Annotated in this window: 18 protein-coding genes and 2 tRNA genes; 13 read left to right on the forward strand and 7 right to left on the reverse strand. The window is 49.1% G+C overall.

The features are described from left to right. Nucleotides 1–142: 142 nt before the first annotated feature. Both rph and BN3279_RS05375 read left to right on the forward strand, forming a co-directional pair. Nucleotides 143–901 (forward strand): ribonuclease PH, encoded by a 759-nt coding sequence (gene rph / locus BN3279_RS05370; protein ID WP_059049595.1) that lies wholly within the window; start codon nucleotides 143–145, stop codon nucleotides 899–901. A gap of 1 nt (nucleotide 902) precedes the next feature. Further along, nucleotides 903–1,523: an XTP/dITP diphosphatase gene (locus BN3279_RS05375; protein WP_059049596.1), complete on the forward strand. Its 621-nt coding sequence runs from the start codon at nucleotides 903–905 to the stop codon at nucleotides 1,521–1,523. A 99-nt stretch (nucleotides 1,524–1,622) separates the two neighbouring features. On the opposite strand, the gene BN3279_RS05380 is transcribed toward BN3279_RS05375, so the two are convergent. Together BN3279_RS05380 and asnB are read right to left on the reverse strand one after the other, a co-directional pair. Continuing rightward, nucleotides 1,623–2,528, reverse strand: a complete 906-nt coding sequence (locus tag BN3279_RS05380; protein ID WP_059049597.1) for a serine hydrolase domain-containing protein — start codon at nucleotides 2,526–2,528, stop codon at nucleotides 1,623–1,625. 138 nt (nucleotides 2,529–2,666) lie between these two features. Then, entirely contained in the window at nucleotides 2,667–4,511 is a 1,845-nt protein-coding gene (gene asnB, locus BN3279_RS05385; protein ID WP_059049598.1) for an asparagine synthase (glutamine-hydrolyzing), read from the reverse strand. Between the two features lie 148 nt (nucleotides 4,512–4,659). Here asnB and BN3279_RS05390 point away from each other — a divergent pair, with 148 nt between their 5' ends. The 3 genes from BN3279_RS05390 to BN3279_RS05400 all read left to right on the forward strand — a co-directional run bounded on the left by BN3279_RS05390 (nucleotide 4,660) and on the right by BN3279_RS05400 (nucleotide 5,542). Continuing rightward, complete coding sequence (locus BN3279_RS05390) at nucleotides 4,660–5,022, forward strand: hypothetical protein (RefSeq protein WP_187377739.1); 363 nt, start codon at nucleotides 4,660–4,662, stop codon at nucleotides 5,020–5,022. Then, nucleotides 5,009–5,359 (forward strand): hypothetical protein, encoded by a 351-nt coding sequence (locus tag BN3279_RS05395; protein WP_059049599.1) that lies wholly within the window; start codon nucleotides 5,009–5,011, stop codon nucleotides 5,357–5,359. The genes BN3279_RS05390 and BN3279_RS05395 overlap by 14 nt, the downstream gene beginning before the upstream one ends. Nucleotides 5,360–5,468: 109 nt before the next feature. Next, nucleotides 5,469–5,542: transfer RNA gene (locus tag BN3279_RS05400), tRNA-Arg, on the forward strand. Nucleotides 5,543–5,745: 203 nt separating this feature from the next. On the opposite strand, the gene BN3279_RS24335 is transcribed toward BN3279_RS05400, so the two are convergent. Then, nucleotides 5,746–5,877 carry a hypothetical protein gene (locus BN3279_RS24335; RefSeq protein ID WP_262362518.1) on the reverse strand — a complete coding sequence of 44 codons (132 nt, stop codon included), beginning with the start codon at nucleotides 5,875–5,877 and terminating at the stop codon, nucleotides 5,746–5,748. Nucleotides 5,878–6,060: 183 nt separating this feature from the next. Here BN3279_RS24335 and BN3279_RS05405 point away from each other — a divergent pair, with 183 nt between their 5' ends. Both BN3279_RS05405 and BN3279_RS05410 read left to right on the forward strand, forming a co-directional pair. Next, nucleotides 6,061–6,423 carry an ArsR/SmtB family transcription factor gene (locus tag BN3279_RS05405; protein ID WP_232436763.1) on the forward strand — a complete coding sequence of 121 codons (363 nt, stop codon included), beginning with the start codon at nucleotides 6,061–6,063 and terminating at the stop codon, nucleotides 6,421–6,423. 91 nt (nucleotides 6,424–6,514) lie between these two features. Beyond that, nucleotides 6,515–7,303 carry an SDR family NAD(P)-dependent oxidoreductase gene (locus BN3279_RS05410; RefSeq protein WP_059049601.1) on the forward strand — a complete coding sequence of 263 codons (789 nt, stop codon included), beginning with the start codon at nucleotides 6,515–6,517 and terminating at the stop codon, nucleotides 7,301–7,303. A 52-nt stretch (nucleotides 7,304–7,355) separates the two neighbouring features. Here the strand turns inward: BN3279_RS05410 and BN3279_RS05415 are convergent, their stop codons facing one another. Continuing rightward, nucleotides 7,356–8,138, reverse strand: coding sequence for an SDR family oxidoreductase (locus tag BN3279_RS05415; protein WP_059049602.1), 783 nt, complete (start codon nucleotides 8,136–8,138; stop codon nucleotides 7,356–7,358). 145 nt (nucleotides 8,139–8,283) lie between these two features. On the opposite strand from BN3279_RS05415, the gene BN3279_RS05420 reads away from it, so the two are divergent. After that, nucleotides 8,284–8,637 (forward strand): winged helix-turn-helix transcriptional regulator, encoded by a 354-nt coding sequence (locus BN3279_RS05420; protein ID WP_082672947.1) that lies wholly within the window; start codon nucleotides 8,284–8,286, stop codon nucleotides 8,635–8,637. 72 nt (nucleotides 8,638–8,709) lie between these two features. Here BN3279_RS05420 and BN3279_RS05425 read toward each other — a convergent pair whose 3' ends face one another. The 3 genes from BN3279_RS05425 to BN3279_RS05430 form a co-directional block, all read right to left on the reverse strand. After that, a complete protein-coding gene (locus BN3279_RS05425) occupies nucleotides 8,710–10,056 on the reverse strand; it encodes a hypothetical protein (RefSeq protein WP_059049603.1) in 1,347 nt (448 codons plus the stop codon). A 331-nt stretch (nucleotides 10,057–10,387) separates the two neighbouring features. Beyond that, nucleotides 10,388–10,498 (reverse strand): putative holin-like toxin, encoded by a 111-nt coding sequence (locus BN3279_RS23940; RefSeq protein WP_187377740.1) that lies wholly within the window; start codon nucleotides 10,496–10,498, stop codon nucleotides 10,388–10,390. 314 nt (nucleotides 10,499–10,812) lie between these two features. Beyond that, nucleotides 10,813–10,883 (reverse strand) — tRNA-Gly (locus BN3279_RS05430). A gap of 213 nt (nucleotides 10,884–11,096) precedes the next feature. Between BN3279_RS05430 and BN3279_RS05435 the strand changes: the two genes are divergently transcribed. The 5 genes from BN3279_RS05435 to BN3279_RS05455 all read left to right on the forward strand — a co-directional run bounded on the left by BN3279_RS05435 (nucleotide 11,097) and on the right by BN3279_RS05455 (nucleotide 17,889). Then, nucleotides 11,097–12,149 (forward strand): LacI family DNA-binding transcriptional regulator, encoded by a 1,053-nt coding sequence (locus BN3279_RS05435; RefSeq protein ID WP_059049700.1) that lies wholly within the window; start codon nucleotides 11,097–11,099, stop codon nucleotides 12,147–12,149. 144 nt (nucleotides 12,150–12,293) lie between these two features. Continuing rightward, nucleotides 12,294–13,592: an ABC transporter substrate-binding protein gene (locus tag BN3279_RS05440; protein WP_059049604.1), complete on the forward strand. Its 1,299-nt coding sequence runs from the start codon at nucleotides 12,294–12,296 to the stop codon at nucleotides 13,590–13,592. A 27-nt stretch (nucleotides 13,593–13,619) separates the two neighbouring features. Beyond that, a complete protein-coding gene (locus tag BN3279_RS05445) occupies nucleotides 13,620–14,576 on the forward strand; it encodes a carbohydrate ABC transporter permease (protein ID WP_059049605.1) in 957 nt (318 codons plus the stop codon). Further along, nucleotides 14,576–15,415, forward strand: coding sequence for a carbohydrate ABC transporter permease (locus BN3279_RS05450; protein WP_059049701.1), 840 nt, complete (start codon nucleotides 14,576–14,578; stop codon nucleotides 15,413–15,415). The genes BN3279_RS05445 and BN3279_RS05450 overlap by 1 nt, the downstream gene beginning before the upstream one ends. A gap of 32 nt (nucleotides 15,416–15,447) precedes the next feature. Then, nucleotides 15,448–17,889 carry a hypothetical protein gene (locus BN3279_RS05455; protein WP_059049606.1) on the forward strand — a complete coding sequence of 814 codons (2,442 nt, stop codon included), beginning with the start codon at nucleotides 15,448–15,450 and terminating at the stop codon, nucleotides 17,887–17,889. The last annotated feature ends 40 nt before the right edge of the window (nucleotides 17,890–17,929 follow it).

Below are 17,929 nucleotides of genomic sequence, written 5' to 3' on the forward strand. Positions count from 1 at the left end.
CGGCCTGTGAAGGTGCTTGTTAACGCACTTGGCCCTGCGGATGCAGGGCTTTTTTTGCGGAATGAGAAGATGCTTTTATGACCACACTTTGGTAGAATAAGAACAGCAAATGGACAGCCAGAAAATGTAGGGGGCAGTATACATGAGAAGTCATGGACGTGAGGCTAATGAACGTAGGCCGATGAATTTGACCATTAACATCAATAAATATGCGGAGGGGTCCGTCTATATCGAGGTAGGAGATACAAAGGTCATGTGTACCGCTACCGTGGAAGAGAAAGTTCCGATGTTTATGAAAGGACAAGGCAAGGGCTGGGTAACGGCTGAATATTCGATGTTGCCCCGCGCCACGCAAACCCGGAATCAGCGTGAATCGGCCCGCGGCAAGCAAACTGGGCGGACGATGGAAATTCAGCGCTTGATTGGCCGGTCGCTGCGATCTGTGGTCAACCTGCATGCGCTCGGAGAGCGCTCGGTGACCATTGACTGCGATGTGTTGCAGGCGGATGGCGGCACGCGGACAACTTCAATTACCGGTGCTTTTATCGCGATGGCACTGGCGATGCACAAAATTTCCCAGAAGCACGCTTTGCCTGTTTTTCCAATTACAGATTATCTGGCTTCAGTGAGTGTGGGAATCGTTGGCGACCATACGCTGCTCGACCTCAACTATGAGGAAGATTCCAAGGCGAAGGTGGATATGAACGTCGTGATGACAGGAACGGGGCAATTCGTGGAGATTCAAGGGACCGGGGAGGAGAATCCTTTCTCCCGGACTGAACTGGATGCCATGCTGGCGTTGGCTGAGAAGGGCATTCAGGAAATGATCGGGCAGCAGCGTGAAGTCCTGGGGGCAATTGCGCTGCAAATCGGCGGCGGACAGCCTGGATCGGCGGTATAGCATGATTGAAGGACAAATCGTCATTGTTGCCACCGGTAACGCAGGCAAGGTGCGTGAATTTGCCCATGCCTTGTCGGCGCTGAACAAGCAGGTACATAGCATGGCTGACTACCCGGACATTCCCGAGGTCGTGGAGGACGGGGCGACCTTTGCCGATAATGCCCGCAAGAAAGCGAAGACGGTAGGCGATGCACTGGGTAAGCCGGTTCTCGCTGATGACTCCGGTCTGTGCGTCGATCAACTGGACGGAGCTCCAGGCGTGTATTCTGCGCGTTATGCCGGGGAAGGCGCCAGCGATGCCGACAACAACGAGAAGCTACTGGCGGAACTGGAGAAGCACCGGCTGGGCGAGGATACGGAACAGCCGCTGCTAAGTCCGGCTCGCTTTGTCTGCCATCTGGCGCTGTATGATCCGGCCAGCGGCCAGTTTATTGAGGCGACTGGTGAGGCGGAAGGCTGGATTACCTCAGAACCGGCGGGCGGTGGCGGGTTCGGTTATGACCCGCTCTTCTATCTACCGGCCTATGAGAAGACGTTCGCCGAGCTGACGCTGGAGGAGAAGCAGGCGGTCAGTCATCGGGGCTCTGCCTTGCGCAAGCTGATCGACAAGCTGACTGTGTAGTCATCTTACGGGTACAAGAATTAAAAAATAAAGGCTGCTATCCCGAGAGCATCTCAGGATAACAGCCTTTTCTCGTGATATGAAATAAGAAGGACTTGTCTAAAGCCAAGGCAAAATTTCAGTCCAGACGGCATCGAGAATGCCTTGCATATCTTCCTCTTGGCTTTGAATAGCTATGACAGCCTCCCGTTCCGGAAGCACAATGCAGAACTGTCCATACATACCGTCAGCCCGGTAAGCATTGTTTGTGCATATCCAAAATTGCTTGCCATATCCTAGTGCCCAGTCGCCTGATCCAGGCGTATCAATCTGCGCTCTTGTTACGTCGTTAATCCAGTCTTCGGGAATGCAAGAGTTTCCTTGCCAACGACCTTTCTGGAGCAACAGTTGTCCAAAGCGACTTAGTTCCTCACAACTGATCCACAATCCCGTACAGCCAAGTGTGGTGCCAAACGGTGACGCATCCCATCTTACTTCCGTAATGCCCAGCGGCTCAAATAACCTGGGGGTTAAATAGCTCAGGACGGTCTCCCCGACCGCTGCTTGTACCATAGATGAAATCATAAACGTATCGCCACTGCTATAAGTGAAGGTTTGTCCAGGCATCCGATCCAGAGGAAGGGACATGTAATATTGAACCCAGTCCTTATCTTGTAGCCTATCGCGGTCTTCAGCCCAAAGAGGCGGGGAGTCGTGGCCGGAGGCCATTTGCAACAAATGATTGAGGGTTAACTCTTCTGGAGGATAGGGCGAATTTATTGCACTCTTTCCGTAATGAGGAAAAAAGTCATTTAGTTGCGAATCCAGACTCAGTTTGCCGTCGGCTATGGCAAGTCCAGCAGCCATGCAGGTAAAAGATTTGCTAATTGAATGTTGTAGCCTACGTGTGTCGTGATCTAAGTCCCATTGTGCCAGGGGTTGTCCTCCTTGCAGTACGCGGACAGATAAGACATTCAGCTTCCGACTGATTATGCTGTTGACGAAGCCAGCGATTTGAAACGTCATAAAGGTTATCCTCTCTTTTGTTGTTCTTTCATGAACATATTACACCTCCTGATCTTCTGTCAATTTGAAATTGGCGATGAAATGAAAAGGACTGAATGGGGCGGGGATGGCTCCATTCAGCCTTCTGTTCAATTGGACCTAACGAATTGAAACGTTATATTGGGTAAGCCATAAATTAACCTGCGACAGGTAGGCGAATAGCTGCGGTCCTGACATGAGCTGGCCGAACCAGGGCAAGTTGGACGAGGATTCCTTGGAGGCAGCGATCTCACGAATTTTATCTGCGTTAATCAGCGGCAGGATGGGAGAGGTCGGGTCGTCCAGAATAGCCAGCATTTGATCGCGGACGGCGGCAAGATAGTTGGGGTTATGAGTTTTAGGGTAGGGGCTTTTCTTGCGGTAGAGCACATCCTCTGGTAAGACACCTTCAAGCGCCTTGCGCAAAATACCTTTCTCCCGGTTGCCGGTCATCTTGATGGACCACGGAATATTCCACACATATTGCACGAGTCGATGATCGCAGTAAGGGACCCGGACCTCCAAGCCTGCAGCCATGCTCATCCGGTCCTTGCGATCCAGCAGTGTTGGCATGAAGCGCGTGATGTTGAGGTAAGACATGACCCGCATGCGCGCCTCCTCCGGGGTCTCCCCTTCCAGCGTTGGCGTCTCCCCTACCGCTTCCTGATAACGATCCTGGATATATTGCTCCGGCTTGATCCATGCCCGAATCTCCGGCGACAGCAGGTCGGCTCGCAGGTCGGTTGCTATGGACCACGGGAAGGTGCCGGAGTTCAACAACTCCTCACGATGGAACCATGGATAGCCGCCGAATACCTCATCCGCCGCTTCTCCCGAAATGGCCACCGTTGCATTCTTCTTGATCTCCCTGCAGAAGAGCAGCAGGGAAGCATCTACGTCGGCCATGCCGGGCAGATCGCGAGCAATAGTAGAATCCGGCAGTGCGGATACCAGTTCAGGTGTGTCAAAGCTAATGGCGTGATGGGAGGTGTTTAACTCCTCCACCATGCGCTTGATCCAGGGCCCATCGGCGCCAGGTTGATAGCTGTGTGCATGGAAGTGTTTGTCGTTATCTACGTAATCGACAGAATAGGTGTGGACCTGGCCTTGCCCCGTACGCTTATAGTAATCAACCGCGAGCGCCGTCAAGGCACTGGAATCCAGACCCCCGGATAACAAGGTACACACCGGCACGTCCGAAATCAATTGCCGGTCCATGGTATCCTGCAGCAACCGGCGAATGTTGGCGGCTGTCTCGTCGGTATTATCCGCATGAGGCTCTGCCTCCAGCTTCCAGAAGGCATATTTGCGCAAACCGTTGCGGCTGTAAATCATGACGTGGCCGGGGCGGAGCTCCTTCAGGTCCTTGTATACGCCGTGCCCAGGGGTTCGGGCGGGACCCATCACGAAGATTTCGGCAAGTCCCTCTGGTCCGACGGCAGGCTCTACTTTGGGATGGCACAAAATTGATTTGGGCTCGGAGCCGAAGATAAACGTTCCATCCACTTCACTGTAGAATAACGGTTTGACCCCTAGCCGATCCCGAGCGAAAAATACATGCTGCCGAATACTGTCCCAGATGGCAAAGGCGAAAATGCCGTTCAATCGGTATACACAATCAGGTCCCCACTCAATATACGATTGCAGCAGCACCTCAGTATCACATTGGGTCCGGAAGACCCGTCCTCTGCGTTGCAATTCTGCCTTCAATTCGGGAGCATTGTAAATCTCTCCGTTATATACAATTGTAAAAACTGCTTCTTCCTCATAGGCGATCATCGGCTGAGCTCCGTTAGCCGGGTCCATCACGCTGAGACGTTGATGGCCAAAAGCGCAGGGCCCGGAAATCCAGGTTTCCTGGGCATCCGGCCCCCGCTTTTCCAATTGACAGGTCATGTTCAACAATAGATCGGACTGTCCAGTCAAATCCCGGTTCCATTCAATAAATCCAGTTATTCCGCACATTTCTCTAATCTCCTCTCTCCACTGCTTGCATTCACCTTGGCCGACCGGGTGAAAAGTATTAACAAATTATGCCGAACATCGGCATAAAATGTCTGTCCACTATGGAAAACTAGAGGCTAAAGGCTTAGTGGACAAGGAGGAGAGGCAGATGGAAAGAAGACTCTATTATGTATCGGTGCAAGGGCGCTGGCTGCAAGAGAACCCTGCGGCATCCGCTTACGAGTGGGTCGTGAGCGCAACCTGGGAGGAGGCGGAACGGCTCAGACGTTGGCTGAAGCAGATCGGGGAAAAGGAAGAGAATGGCTTCCTTGGATTCACCTATCCATGGCCGGATTCCCCGGAGGCTGAAGTGAACCGTGGCTACCACAGTCACTTGAGTCAGGTATATAAGGAAATCTATACGCTGGGCACCGAAGGAACTCGTGCTCAAATGGAACACTCGGGGCTGATTCAGGCTCTCCATGACGGGAACGATTTTAATACAAGGGGCGAAGAGGATGTACTACATTAAGGACGCAGAATATTTGCGAACTGACGAGCATGAAGGCAAGCCTTGCGCGGTGCTGCGGGTGTATCCCGGTGCGGTGGGCGATCCCGAACTATATGTCTATGTAAGTCGTTCCACCGAGGGGCCTGGATATGAAATCATTCGCATGGTTCGAAGTGAAGCGGCACTTGAGATCGACTGGTTCGATAACAATCTCCACCAGGCCTTCTCTGAACTTGAAGAAGAGCAATTTGGAGACCGGGGGTGGCCAGAGCCGGCCGTTCAGCGTCAGCAATTTCTGGAGAACCTGCTTAGCAAAGAAGAACTTATCTCCAAGCTGGAGGAGCTCCCTTCTGAATAACAGTGGCATTTTTGCTAAAAAGTGCTTTGTAAAAGTATAAGGGATGCGCTATAATGATTAACGCATCCTTTTTTTTGCGCGGAAATACGCATACATAATTGATTGTCATGTCCCAGTAGCTCAGCTGGATAGAGCAACGGCCTTCTAAGCCGTCGGTCAGGGGTTCGAATCCCTTCTGGGACGTAAAGTATAAAGGCTCCTTTTTGAGGAGCCTTTTGTCGTTCCATCGGGATAAGAACCCCTAAGGTTCGTCGAAGTGAGCCAGTCTGAGCCCGGCGGACTGGCGATCGGAGTCTCGCGCGGGAGCGCGAGTACCCCTTCTGGGACGTAAAGTATAAAGGCTCCTTTTTGAGGAGCCTTTTGTCGTTCCATCGGGATGAGAACCCCTAAGGGTTCGTCGAAGTGAGCCAGTCTGCGCCTGGCAGAATGGTGAACGGAGTCTCGCGCGGGAGCGCGAGTACCCCTTCTGGGACGTAAAGTATAAAGGCTCCTTTTTGAGGAGCCTTTTGTCGTTCCATCGGGATAAGAACCCCTAAGGGTTCGTCGAAGTGAGCCAGTCTGCGCCAGGCAGAGTGGTGAACGGAGTCTCGCGCGGGAGCGCGAGTACCGCTAAAGCAATTTGCTCTTTTAAAAAGGATATGTTAAATTGATAGAAATAATCAAACATTTAAACATTTAATCTGAAAGAGTGGTTCATTAACGTGTCAAAACAAGATGTACTTTTAGAAAAGAAACAAGCTCTTCTTCATGAGATTCGCCAGTCTACCGATATTTTCAAAGCACTTGCTGATCCCGTAAGGCAGGATATTCTAATGATGTTTATGATAGCTAAACGAATGAACGTCGCCCAAGTTGTAGAGCAATCTCATTTGTCCAGGCCAGCCATATCTCACCATTTAAAAATACTTAAGCAAGCGGGGATCTTGGACTCTTCAAAAGAGAAGACCGAGGTCTATTACAGCTTAACTCTTGAGAACTCGGTAATAGACCAGCTTAAAGCTATTATTCATGCTGTTGAGAGCATATCAAGTGACCCAGCTAAAGCCTTTGAAGACCAGTTATAACTTTCTTGCATCAAGTGGAGAAAGTTTTCTTTTACACATAATAATCAAATAATTAATCATTTAATCTATTAAAAATCTTAGGAGGTTGTATATGAATTTTGCAAATAAAACAGCATTGGTAACAGGTGCTTCGTCGGGGATAGGGAAAGTGTTTGCTACCGAGCTCGCAAAGAAAGGATGTCATTTAATATTGGTCGCCCGTTCCCAGGATAAGCTAGAACAAATAGCAGAAGAATTGCACTCCGCCTACTCTGTTCAGATAGTCCCCCTCTCCATCGATTTATCTGCAGTTCACGCTGCCGAGAAGTTAGCCAGAGAAGTTGAAGTGCGTGGTCTGACAGTAGATATACTTGTAAACAACGCGGGATTTGGAACTATGGGGGAATTCCATTCCATCACTTCGGCTCGTATTCAGCAAGAGATTCATCTCAATGTATCTTCCTTAACTGAATTAACGCATTTATTCATTAGTCCCATGGCTAAGAGAAAAGAAGGAATAATTATTAACGTGGCTTCCATGACCGCATTTCAACCAGCGCCCTATATGGCTGTATACGGTGCCACTAAAGCTTATGTCCTCTCATTTACAGAAGCGTTATGGGCTGAATATAATGACACGGGCGTTCAAATCATTGCACTGTGCCCGGGAGAAACGCAGAGTTCATTTCATGCTGTATCCGGTACGGATAGCTTGACAAGTAAACGTATGGAGCCAATTGATGTTGTGAATGCTGCCTTTGAAGGACTAGGAAAAAAACGTAGCCACATCATCGTTGGAAGAAAAAATTATATGATGGCTCAACTACCACGCTTATTGCCCCGGAGCACCGTCGTGCAATTTGCTAAGGGTGTGTTTCAGTCAGCTTTAAGCAATAAGTAACTAGCAATAAAAAGGACTGGCGATGGATGCCAGTCCCTTGTTTTTATCGCGATTACAACTGGCTGCCTCCGGTGGCATCAATGTATTGCCCTGTAACCCAGCGCGCTTCCTCAGATGCTACAAACACAACTACATCAGCAACCTCTTCCGTCGTGCCAATTCTTCCAAAAGCAGAAACGGAAGCAGCTTGAGCATAAGCTTCTGGAATTACCAGCCAATCCTTGTTCATTTCCGTATCTGTAGTTCCAGGCCGTACCGCATTAACGGTAATATTTCTTGAAGCAAAATGTGGAGCCAAGGCTAAACTAAGGGTTTCAATGGCTCCCTTTGATGCTGAATAAAGAGTATGCATTGGTCCGGCTACGCGGGTAAAACCAGTAGAAATATTAATGATTCGTCCATTATCTCTAATATGTGGACTAGCTAATTGAGTAAGAAAGTATGGAGCTTTTACATTAACATTAATGACATCTTCAAATGTTTCCAGTGAGGTTTCCTCAAAAGGACTGGATGGGGCAATACCTGCATTATTGATTAAGATGTCCAATTGCACAGCTCCAACCTCTGAACGTACAGCTTCTTCAAACGAAGCCCATAGCTTATTTACAGCAGAAATTCCATCCGTTAATTCTGCTTGCAGAGCGACCGCTTTGGAACCCAAAGCTTGAATTTCATCCACAACTTTCAGAGCTGCATCTCGGTTATTAGCGTAATGAACTCCAATAAATGCTGCTCCTCCAGCGGCTAATTTCTTAGCTATTTCAGCCCCAATACCTCGACTCGCTCCTGTAACCAAAGCAACCTTGCCACTAAATCTTCCTTGATCTGCCGACATATTATCCCTACTCTCTCTATTTTCTATTTGATTCGTACTTCACAATAGTCTATTATGATTGATATTGATAGTACGATATTTTTGTATCGTAAGGATAAAATAGTATATGTAATGGATTTAGAATACAAGAAGAGGTGAAGTTGACGTGATCGAGTTAAATAGCTCTGATCTTACTTGTCCAATTACCACAGCTCAGAAAGTATTGTCTGGTAAATGGGCTCTTAAGATCATTTTTCTTCTAAAGGACGGTCCCATACGTTTTAATGAGCTGTTGCGAAATTTTGATGGCTTAACGCACGCCTCGCTGACTAAACAATTAAAACAGTTGGAAAGCTTCAGACTTGTTCACCGTGAGGCTTATAATCAAGTTCCGCCGAAAGTGGAATACTCTCTGACTGAACTGGGGAAAGGGCTTTACCCAACGATTAATGGACTAACGGATTGGGGAAGGGAGTACATTGAGGATTGTAAAATGAATGGAGCTTATTTGAGGGAGTAGCCTACATATAGTAGCTCTCGAGAATGGTGAAAGGGGCCTCACGCGGGAGCGCGAGTACCCCTGGGCAAACTATCATTTTTTCTTGAAAATTATTTCGTCGTGAGTGACTGTGACAGGTCTTTCATCCTCTACAGGGAAGGTTTGAGAGCCTGCAACTCCTATTGTCCCCTCAGGAACGGTTGCGGTTGTAGCGCCTTTCTTCTTGCTTGCTACATCGTACAGATAATAAGCTTCATCCTCGACCTTCGGTGTGGAGCCGCCTAAGGCTCCCGCAACGACGCTGTAGGCCTTGATTACGGCCACATTATCGTCTATCCAGCCGACTACTTCTATCGCAGAGTTCTTCTTGCCTTGCTCAGCCTGGATAAATCCTAATGGGTGCCCGTCCTGGTCATAGAAGTTTACTTGCTGTGGGGCAATTTGTAAAAAGTCGATATCGATGCCTAGCACACGATAGTTTTCCACCTCCGCCTCTTCCATCCAGGCAATTGTACCGGCAGGATTCCATTTCATTTTCTCGGATGGAACGTAATGGTCCACCGGGAGGGCTATGGTATTGAGCAAGACGCCTTGTTTATTATAGACACTAAGCTTCCCGCTTTCGTCGTCGAATACAAAGCGTTTGAAGGTTGGAGACAGGAACAGGGAGGGCATCCCGGTGGTCGAATGAGGGATAACCCGGTATTTCCAAGAATGGACCTGGTCGTCTCCATCTTGCAGGTCAAAGAACCATACATTTCCTAAATAACTTTGCATGAACAATTGCTGCTTATCGGCGTTCCAGTTGAAGTTATAAATGTAGTCATACTCATCCCCAAGCGGCCAGAAGTCGGACCGCAACCGCTCTACATGGCCTGTCCGCACATCATAGGCGGATAAGTGATATTGTCCCCCTTCCTCCGTTAGGTCCGGTTCCAAAAAGAGCAGGCGATGACTATCTAGTGGAAGCAGAAGCCGATAACTGTCCATAAAAGCATTGTTCCAACGGTTATCAGAGCCGTTAAGTGTTTCGCTCCAGAGGGTTTGCACGGTTTCTGTGGTTGGATCATGAGCAATCAGTGCGTTCATGGCATTGTGGTCACCATAGAACAGATGCACGTTGAGGTAGGTGGTGCCTTGCAATTCAATTGCAGGACCCGAGATGATACTGTATTGATCCTTGGCCAGCCCTAGAGGCACGGCCACCAAATCTCCATGGTCGTTCCGTTCGGTGAGGAAGGTCAAGCCATTGGTAAAGGGCTCGTTCAGGGTATTAGCAGACTGTTCGACGGAAGTCTCTTGCTCAGGATGCTCAGAAATGGCGCCGGATGGTGGCTTCGAGCTGTCTTTCCAAGAGCAACCTGCGATCACCACTACAGCAAGAGTAGCGGCGGCAAGAAGCAAAGGCTTGGTTGGCTTGTTGATTACATCCATATCCATTCGTCCCTCCTTCTTTTCTTCTTACCATAACAACGAAAGACAGAAGATAAAGTTGCTAGTTATTGACTCCGCTGACGGTAAGTTGAGGGAAATTCGCAGTACAGACTGCTAAGAATGAGAACATGGTATGTTTAATTCTTAAGTTTTAAGTGTAAAAATAATAAATGAGCCAAAACAGATTGAAATCATTTAAACAAACGTTTAAACTAAGTATAGATAATACAAAAGGAGCCATGCGCGAACATGACTCCATAGCAATAGCCGCTTTTAAGGGCGATAGACTTAATAGGGATGATTTAGAATTAGACCGAAACCTTTCCCATAGGGCGGTCTATTTCTTTTGGCTAAGGATCGCTAAAACAATTGTAACTACTAGCGTCAGTAGCGCGATAATTAGCGAACTGAAACCGATCATAATTGTTAAAGCGTCTTTAACTTCCATGGCATCACCTCCCTTCCGGGAAACTAGCCGACCGCCCTTTAAAGCCTATTCTACTGCTTGGAATATTATGGAATATTATGCCGTTGGGAAGTAGCAAACTGCTGCTTCTTTTTGCTTTGTATAAATATAAAACTATTTATAGTGATTTCGTATTCTTGCATTTTTTGTCCTGAAGACAGTCCTGTACTGCAAATTTAATTAACACGACAAAAAACACACCTCCTAATAGCTTGTTGGCAATTAGTTAGTGTGTTTGATTTAATAATAGGGTTTCAACGTAAACACAAAACAAAAAAGGCTGAAAAGTCTTGGAAAGCGGGTGAAGGGAATCGAACCCTCGCCTCAAGCTTGGGAAGCTGGCATTCTACCATTGAACTACACCCGCAAAAGCTAAGCAAGAAACATTATAACTCCAAGCGAACGGAAGTTCAAGCGGTTTGGGGAAAATACCGGAGTGTGTACTTGTTTTTTCGGAAAACGCTTGCAGCATATTTGGGGTTGTGATATATAAAAAATAGGAAATCTAAACGATTAGATTTAAATTATGTTCACCAGGCTTCTAGCGAAGCTATGGAAGGAGGTGGGGACAAGCATGAGCATGAGTCATCCAAGCATCAAAGATATTGCAGCGAAAGCGAATGTATCTACCGCTACCGTCTCCTATGTACTGAACGGGACACGCAATGTCCGTCCGAAGACGCGTGAACGGGTGCTGGCCGCCATAGCGGAGATGAACTACAAGCCCAATAATATTGCCAAGAGCCTCAAGCGGCGGCGTACGGATACCATTGGAGTAATTGCCGAGGATGTCACGGTATTTAACACGCCGGAGATTATCGACGGGATCAACGACTATGGAGATCGCCATGATCTCTACATTTTGCTGACTAACCTGCGGCTGGACAAGCGGATCGGCCGGGATTTCAGCCAGGTGGACAGCTATCGGGCTTACGCGGAAAATGCGGTGTCAGAGCTGCTTAGCAAGCAGGTGGATGGAATGATCTATATCGGTGTCCATCCGCGTGATTTGACCGGATTGATTGATCCCGAAGGAAAACCGATTATCTACACCTATGCCTATACACAAGAGGATATTTCGATTCAATACGATGACGAGCAAGCCTCCTATGAAGCCATGTCTCACTTTGTTCAGAAGGGTCATCAGAGAATCGCTGTTATCAGCGGGCTAATGGACTCTACTCCCTCGCGTTTGCGGTTGAATGGATACTATCGAGCCGTGACCGAGTTTGAGCTTCCGTTCGACCCGATCTTGATCAAAATGGGAGATTGGGAGAAGGAATCCGGCTACCGGCTTGCTAAGGAACTTTTGACTATGGAGACGCCACCTACCGCCATTTTGGCGATGAATGACGTGATGGCAGTGGGTGTGCTGGAAGCCGCCAAGGAACTCGGTGTCGATATCCCCGGGAATGTCTCGCTGATTGGGTTCGATAACCGCGAGTTCAGCGGCTATCTGACTCCCAAGATCACAACGATGGATTTACCGCTCCATGAAATGGGCTACCTGGCGATGCAAACGCTGCATGAGCGCATGCAGGGGAAGAGCACGGCCCGTCCGCCAATGCCGGTATGCCGGTTAACAGAACGGGAGTCTGTAGCGCCTCCACGTCAGCAGAAAGAGATGGGCTAAAGCCGGAAGTCTCTTTTTAAACAAAAATCTAAACGTTTAGATTTAGAAAGTGATGACTCCTTTCCGGGGATAATCAAGGGAAATCATGGTTCACCCGGCAAGTTCACATATAGCAATAACCATACATTGAAGGAGGGGTTCGTATTGAAACAGAGCAAGAAATGGGTGGTTTTTACTTTAATCTCTGTATTGTGCATCGGGTTATTGAGCGCTTGTGGCGGCAAAAATGAAAGCGGTGTCAATGTTGGCGAAGACGGAAGCGCCGCTTCCGGTAAGCAGGAGGAAGTAACCCTGCGGTTTATGACCTGGGACTCGGGACAGACGCTTCAACCCTATCAGAACGCGATTAATGCTTTTATGGAGAAATATCCTGAGATTAAAGTGAAGGTAGAATCCGTACCGGACAATTACGACCAGAAGCTGCTTACCTCTCTTGCCTCCGAGACGGCTCCCGACGTATTTATGGCCTGGAATTATCCGCTGTATGTCCCAGGTGGCGCTTTGGAGGATATGCAAACCTGGGTAGACAAGGATAGCTATGACTTGAACATGTATTATCCCATTATTATGGATTATATGAAATATGACGGGAAGCTGTGGGGGTTGCCCACGACGTATTCCACGCGTGCTATCTATTACAACAAGAAGCTATTTGATGATGCCGGGGTTCCGTATCCACAGGATGGGTGGACTTGGGATCAATTTGTTGAGACGGTGCAGAAGCTCACCAAGCCAGGGCAATACGGATTTATTATGACCCCGGATGATGTAATGACGATGCAACCGTACTTCTGGAGTAATGGCGGAGATATGGTTAGCGACGATGGAACAACGATCCAAGGGGTACTGAATAGCGCTGAAAATATTAAAACCATGACGTTCCTCAAGCAATTATACGATGCCTCTTCCAAGATTAATTCGGCTGGCAAATTCAGCACCAACAATGGACTGGAGTCGTTCCAGACCGGACAAATTGCCATGTTCGATAACGGCATGTGGCCGCTCGGCGATATGCTTAAGGACGGTAAGCTTGATATTGGCACCGTGACGCATCCTCTTCCTGAGGGGGGCAGTTTAAAGGGCATTATCCATACGTCGGGTTACTCTATGCCAAAATCCGGGAAGAACAAGGAAGCCGCTTGGGAACTGATCAAATTTATGTCTGGAGAGGAAGGCATCAAGATCATTACAGCGGACAAGTTCGCGTTCTCCCCGGTGATTGCCGTGGACGAGGAGAATGGATATGCTACCGATCCTTATCTCGAAGCCTTTGCGAAGGAATTGGCAGGAACGGATAAGCTGGTCGCCAGCATGCGGCATGAAAGATGGAGCGAAGCCGAGGATTTAATTCGGGCGGCCGTACAAGCGATTTTCTACGGAAATGCGGATATTCCAAAGACGCTCGGCGAGGTGTCAGAGCAGGCGCAGGCTGTCTTGAAGTAAAGTAACACGATTGAGGTGATGCGAGAGATGTTAGCAGAGGCAAAATTGACCAGGACCAAGCCGGATTTAGCCGGGGTGCGTCGTTCACGAAGACGAAAGCAACGGCGCGAGAACTTGGCCGGATTGTTCTTTATTTCCCCCTGGCTAATTGGATTTATGTTGCTTATGTTGTTTCCACTGGTCTTCTCCCTGGTGATCAGCTTTACGGAGTGGAATATGACGGGAAGTCCTCAATTTATCGGCATTGAAAATTATGTTCATATGTTTACGAGTGATCCGTTTTATTTCAAGGCGATGGGGGTCACATTCAAATATGTATTCCTGATGGTGCCACTTCAAGTGGTGTTCGCTATCGTGATTGCTGTATTGCTGAACCGAGCCACTTATGGAATCAAGTTTTTTAGAGCCATCTTCTATTTGCCATCCTTAATTCAGGGTGTGACGTTGGCCTTAATTTTCAGTTGGATGCTGAATGATGATTTTGGGCCGGTCAATTATATGCTCGAACTGGTTGGCTTGCCACGCGTACATTGGCTGACTGACCCGAACGTGGCTTTATATGCGCTGGTGTTCATTGCTCTTTGGGGCGTTGGTTCGCCGATGGTGTTGTACCTGTCGGCATTGCGTTCCGTGTCTTCAGAATATTATGAAGCTGCGGATATCGATGGGGCGGGGCCGGGGCGCAAATTTTTCAATATTACGCTGCCACTGATCACGCCAACCATTTTATTCAACATATTGACCAGTCTGATTTCATCCTTCCAGACCATCGTACTGGCCTTCGTGCTGACGGGCGGTGGACCGGCCAACTCGACTTATTTCTATTCTTTGCATGTCTACCGTAACGCGTTTACTCATTTTAAGATGGGTTATGCATCGGCCATGGCTTGGGTCATGTTCATTCTGGTAGTCTTGCTGACCGGGCTGGTTCTGAAGTCATCCAAATACTGGGTTTACTACGAAGCGGACGGAGGTGGGCGATGATGCAGACGTCTATAGGCAAGAAACGAATACACACCATAATATTTCAAATGCTGATTTGGCTGACAGCAGCGGCCTTCCTGTTCCCGATTGCCTGGATGTTGTCCACGGCGCTTAAGCTGCCGGAGGATATTTTTACGGCAAAGCCGCAGCTTCTGCCAGAATCATTCCAGTGGAGCAACTTTATCAACGCGTGGAATGCCCAGCCATTTGGCCGGTTCTTGCTCAATACACTGATTGTAGTAGGGGTGTCTACGCCGCTGGCCATGCTGTCGGCCACGATGGTTGCCTTCGGGTTCGCGCGAATCAACTTTTGGGGCAGGAACTCGTTATTTTTGCTAGTCATCGGAACGATGGTCATTCCCTGGGATGTGACGGCGATTCCCCTTTATATCGAATATAACAAGCTGGGGCTGATTAATACGCTGTGGCCGATGATTTTGCCCGGAGCTTTTGGTTCCGCCTTCTTCATCTTCCTGGCCAGACAATTTATTATGGGCATCCCCAAGGATTTGGATGAAGCAGCGGAGATTGATGGATGCAACCGCTGGCAAATTTATCAACGTATTATTTTACCTTTGTGCCGACCGATTGTAGTAGTGATTGGCGTATTTCATTTTGTGTGGTGCTGGAACGAGTTCTTGACTCCGCTGATCTTTATTAACGACCAGAGCATGTACACCTTGCCCCTCGGGATTAACTTGTTCAAGAACGCCTTTAATATCGAATACGAAAAGCTGATGGCCATCTCCTGCCTGTCGGTGCTGTTCCCGGCCACACTGTTCTATTTTACACAAAACTTGATTCTGGGGGGCATTTCCCTGAGTGGGGTCAAAAAGTAAATCAGCCGACTGAGGGAGGGTGGAGGAGTCTGATGAACATACTGGAAAATGCAACATTCGCAGTAGAATTTACTTCTCGCGGCGCGGTGAAGAGTCTTCGGTTCAAGGATGACCCCAGCGCTATGAACTGGGTCGTGGACCCGGAATATTTGCTCGAAGCCGGGTATTCGGACACGATTGACAAGTTATTCGGGGAATGGAGTGCTGTGGCCCAGGGGAAGACCATCAACAGCAGTGATTATATTCCAACCAGGATTCAGGCCAGCGAGAATGGCCTGACGGTTGGCTTCCATACGGAAATGCTGGAGGTGGACTTGGTCTATACCTTGGAGGAAGAGCGACTGCGCTGGAATATTACTTGCCGCAACACACTGGACGTGCCGATCAGCCTGGACGGTCTGCATGTATGGTTCCCATTAGCCTATATCATGTTCCGAGACGAGAATGTACTGCGCAATATGCAGCAGTCCTGTGCGCTATTTGCTCATACAGGTGGAGACTTTGCCAAGTTTGCTGCTATCCGGCGCAGCCATGAAGCCCCGCATTTGGGCGTTTACGGGCAAGAGGGCACTACGGCCGCCTTTGGCTCCTTCTGCCGCTATGAGAACCGCTTCCTGGAGCAGGTGTCGCCTTCTTTGGATGGGGTTGTGTTTCATCGTTTGGGGTTGGTGGAGAACGGAGCCTCCATGCCGGAATTGGTGGCTACAGACTGGATTTACAAGGAGAATTACCGTTCGGTGATGCTGGAGGCAGGGCAACAGCTCTGCTGGGAATATGTATTTACAGCCTGTCAGGGGAGAGAGGACTTCTACCGCAGGGCGCTGGAGCTTGGCCATCCTCGCTGGTCTTATACGCCGGTGTTGACGGAAGGCGGGCAATTCGAGGCGGAATTGGAGCTGGCGATGGGACAAAAGGTCAAATCCCTTCGTCTGGTCACGGCTGATCGGCAATCTGCTGGAGAACGCCGTCTGGTTGCGGAAGATATAACAGGACTAGTAACTATGAATGAGCCGCAGGCCGAAGGAACCTATCAAATACGATATCACCCGCATGACCCGGGGGAACGCAGGCTGGAATTAATCATGGAAGATGGACGTAGAGATATCTTGGTCTGGAACGTCCTGGAGCCGATTGATCAAATGTTGGAGAAGCGGGCGGAGTGGTTATGCCAACATAGTTATGATGAGGTGGGGCAGGGGGGAAGGCCTCATGCCTTCTTGCCCCTATCCAATCAAGGGGAGTCTCTGGGCAAGCTAAACTTCCTGCTGATGAAGAACAAACTGGCCGCTCCGGTGGCCGAACAGGTGCACAAGGCAGAGGCTTCAGCGGTGCTTGATTTGAAAAATCACTGGTTTGAAGACGGTGATTTCACCAGACCTCGCGCCTTATACGGATCGTTTTACCGCATTTTTGACCTGGACTATATCGCCCATGTCTTTTACTTGCTCTCGCAAATGGATGATACGCTCTTGAAGCTGAACTCACCACAGACGTATTTGCAGTGGGCCGCCGAGGTGATGAGCATCCGGCTTGATCCGGCTTGTCATGCGGGACAACGGGAGCAGGACGAAACGGGGCTGAGTGGCGTGTTTATCATGTACATCGATGATTTGCTGACAGGCTTGAAGGCGGCAGGGCTGGAACGATGGTACGACAAGCTAAAGGGCCTCTGGGAGAGATTTGGCGAGCGATTGAGCCAGGATACACGTCAGTTCGCCGGGGCCGTAACCGAGCATTTCTATGATAATGCTGGATTTGGCCCAACCTGTGAAACGCTGCTGCATCTTGGCTTGAGCGAAGAAGCCGAGAAGTACGGACAATTAATTTTGGCCAACATCGGCTTCAGCAACGATTATCGGGGACAGAATCCGGATCGATGGTGGGAAGCGTTGTCCTACATGATCCATTCGTTATGGGGTGGATTAGTAGCGGCTTCCTCGCGGGTGGCTTACGAGCATCTGGGGAATCCGGAATATCTTGAAGCCTCCTACCGGGCCACGATGGCGGTATTCAACTGCTATGATTGGAACGTTAGCTCCACGCCCAGACAGTTGCAGCCGGGAGAGGCGGCTTCCACCTTTAGCGTAGTGGCACCTAATTTGAATATGCCGATGTTGTCTCGGAACCGCTTCGGTCAGTCGGTATTCCAGAATGCGGACGATCCCCTCTTTGCCGCCCTGTTCTCCAGTGTAACCGGAGATGATTGGGACATGGGGGAAGAGCTTGTGGCTTACCTACTCGGATTTGGCACGACGGCCTATGTGTACCGAGCAGCCTCCGGCAAGCTGAGATGCGTTAACGGATATTTGAGCGAGGAGCAGGGCGGGATTCGTATCAAGAGCTATGCCGCCTATCCACAAAAAATAGTTATGTTGGAAGAGGGACTTTCTTTGCAAGCCAAGCCAGGAAAACAGCTTCGGGAAGCCTGGTTGCTGGAGGGGGAACTTCGGCTTACGCAGTCTATCGCAAAATGAAATCATACAAAAAAGCCGCAGAGTGTCAGCTCTGCGGCTT

Source organism: Paenibacillus senegalimassiliensis (assembly GCF_001486585.1).
Lineage (GTDB): Bacteria > Bacillota > Bacilli > Paenibacillales > Paenibacillaceae > Fontibacillus > Fontibacillus senegalimassiliensis.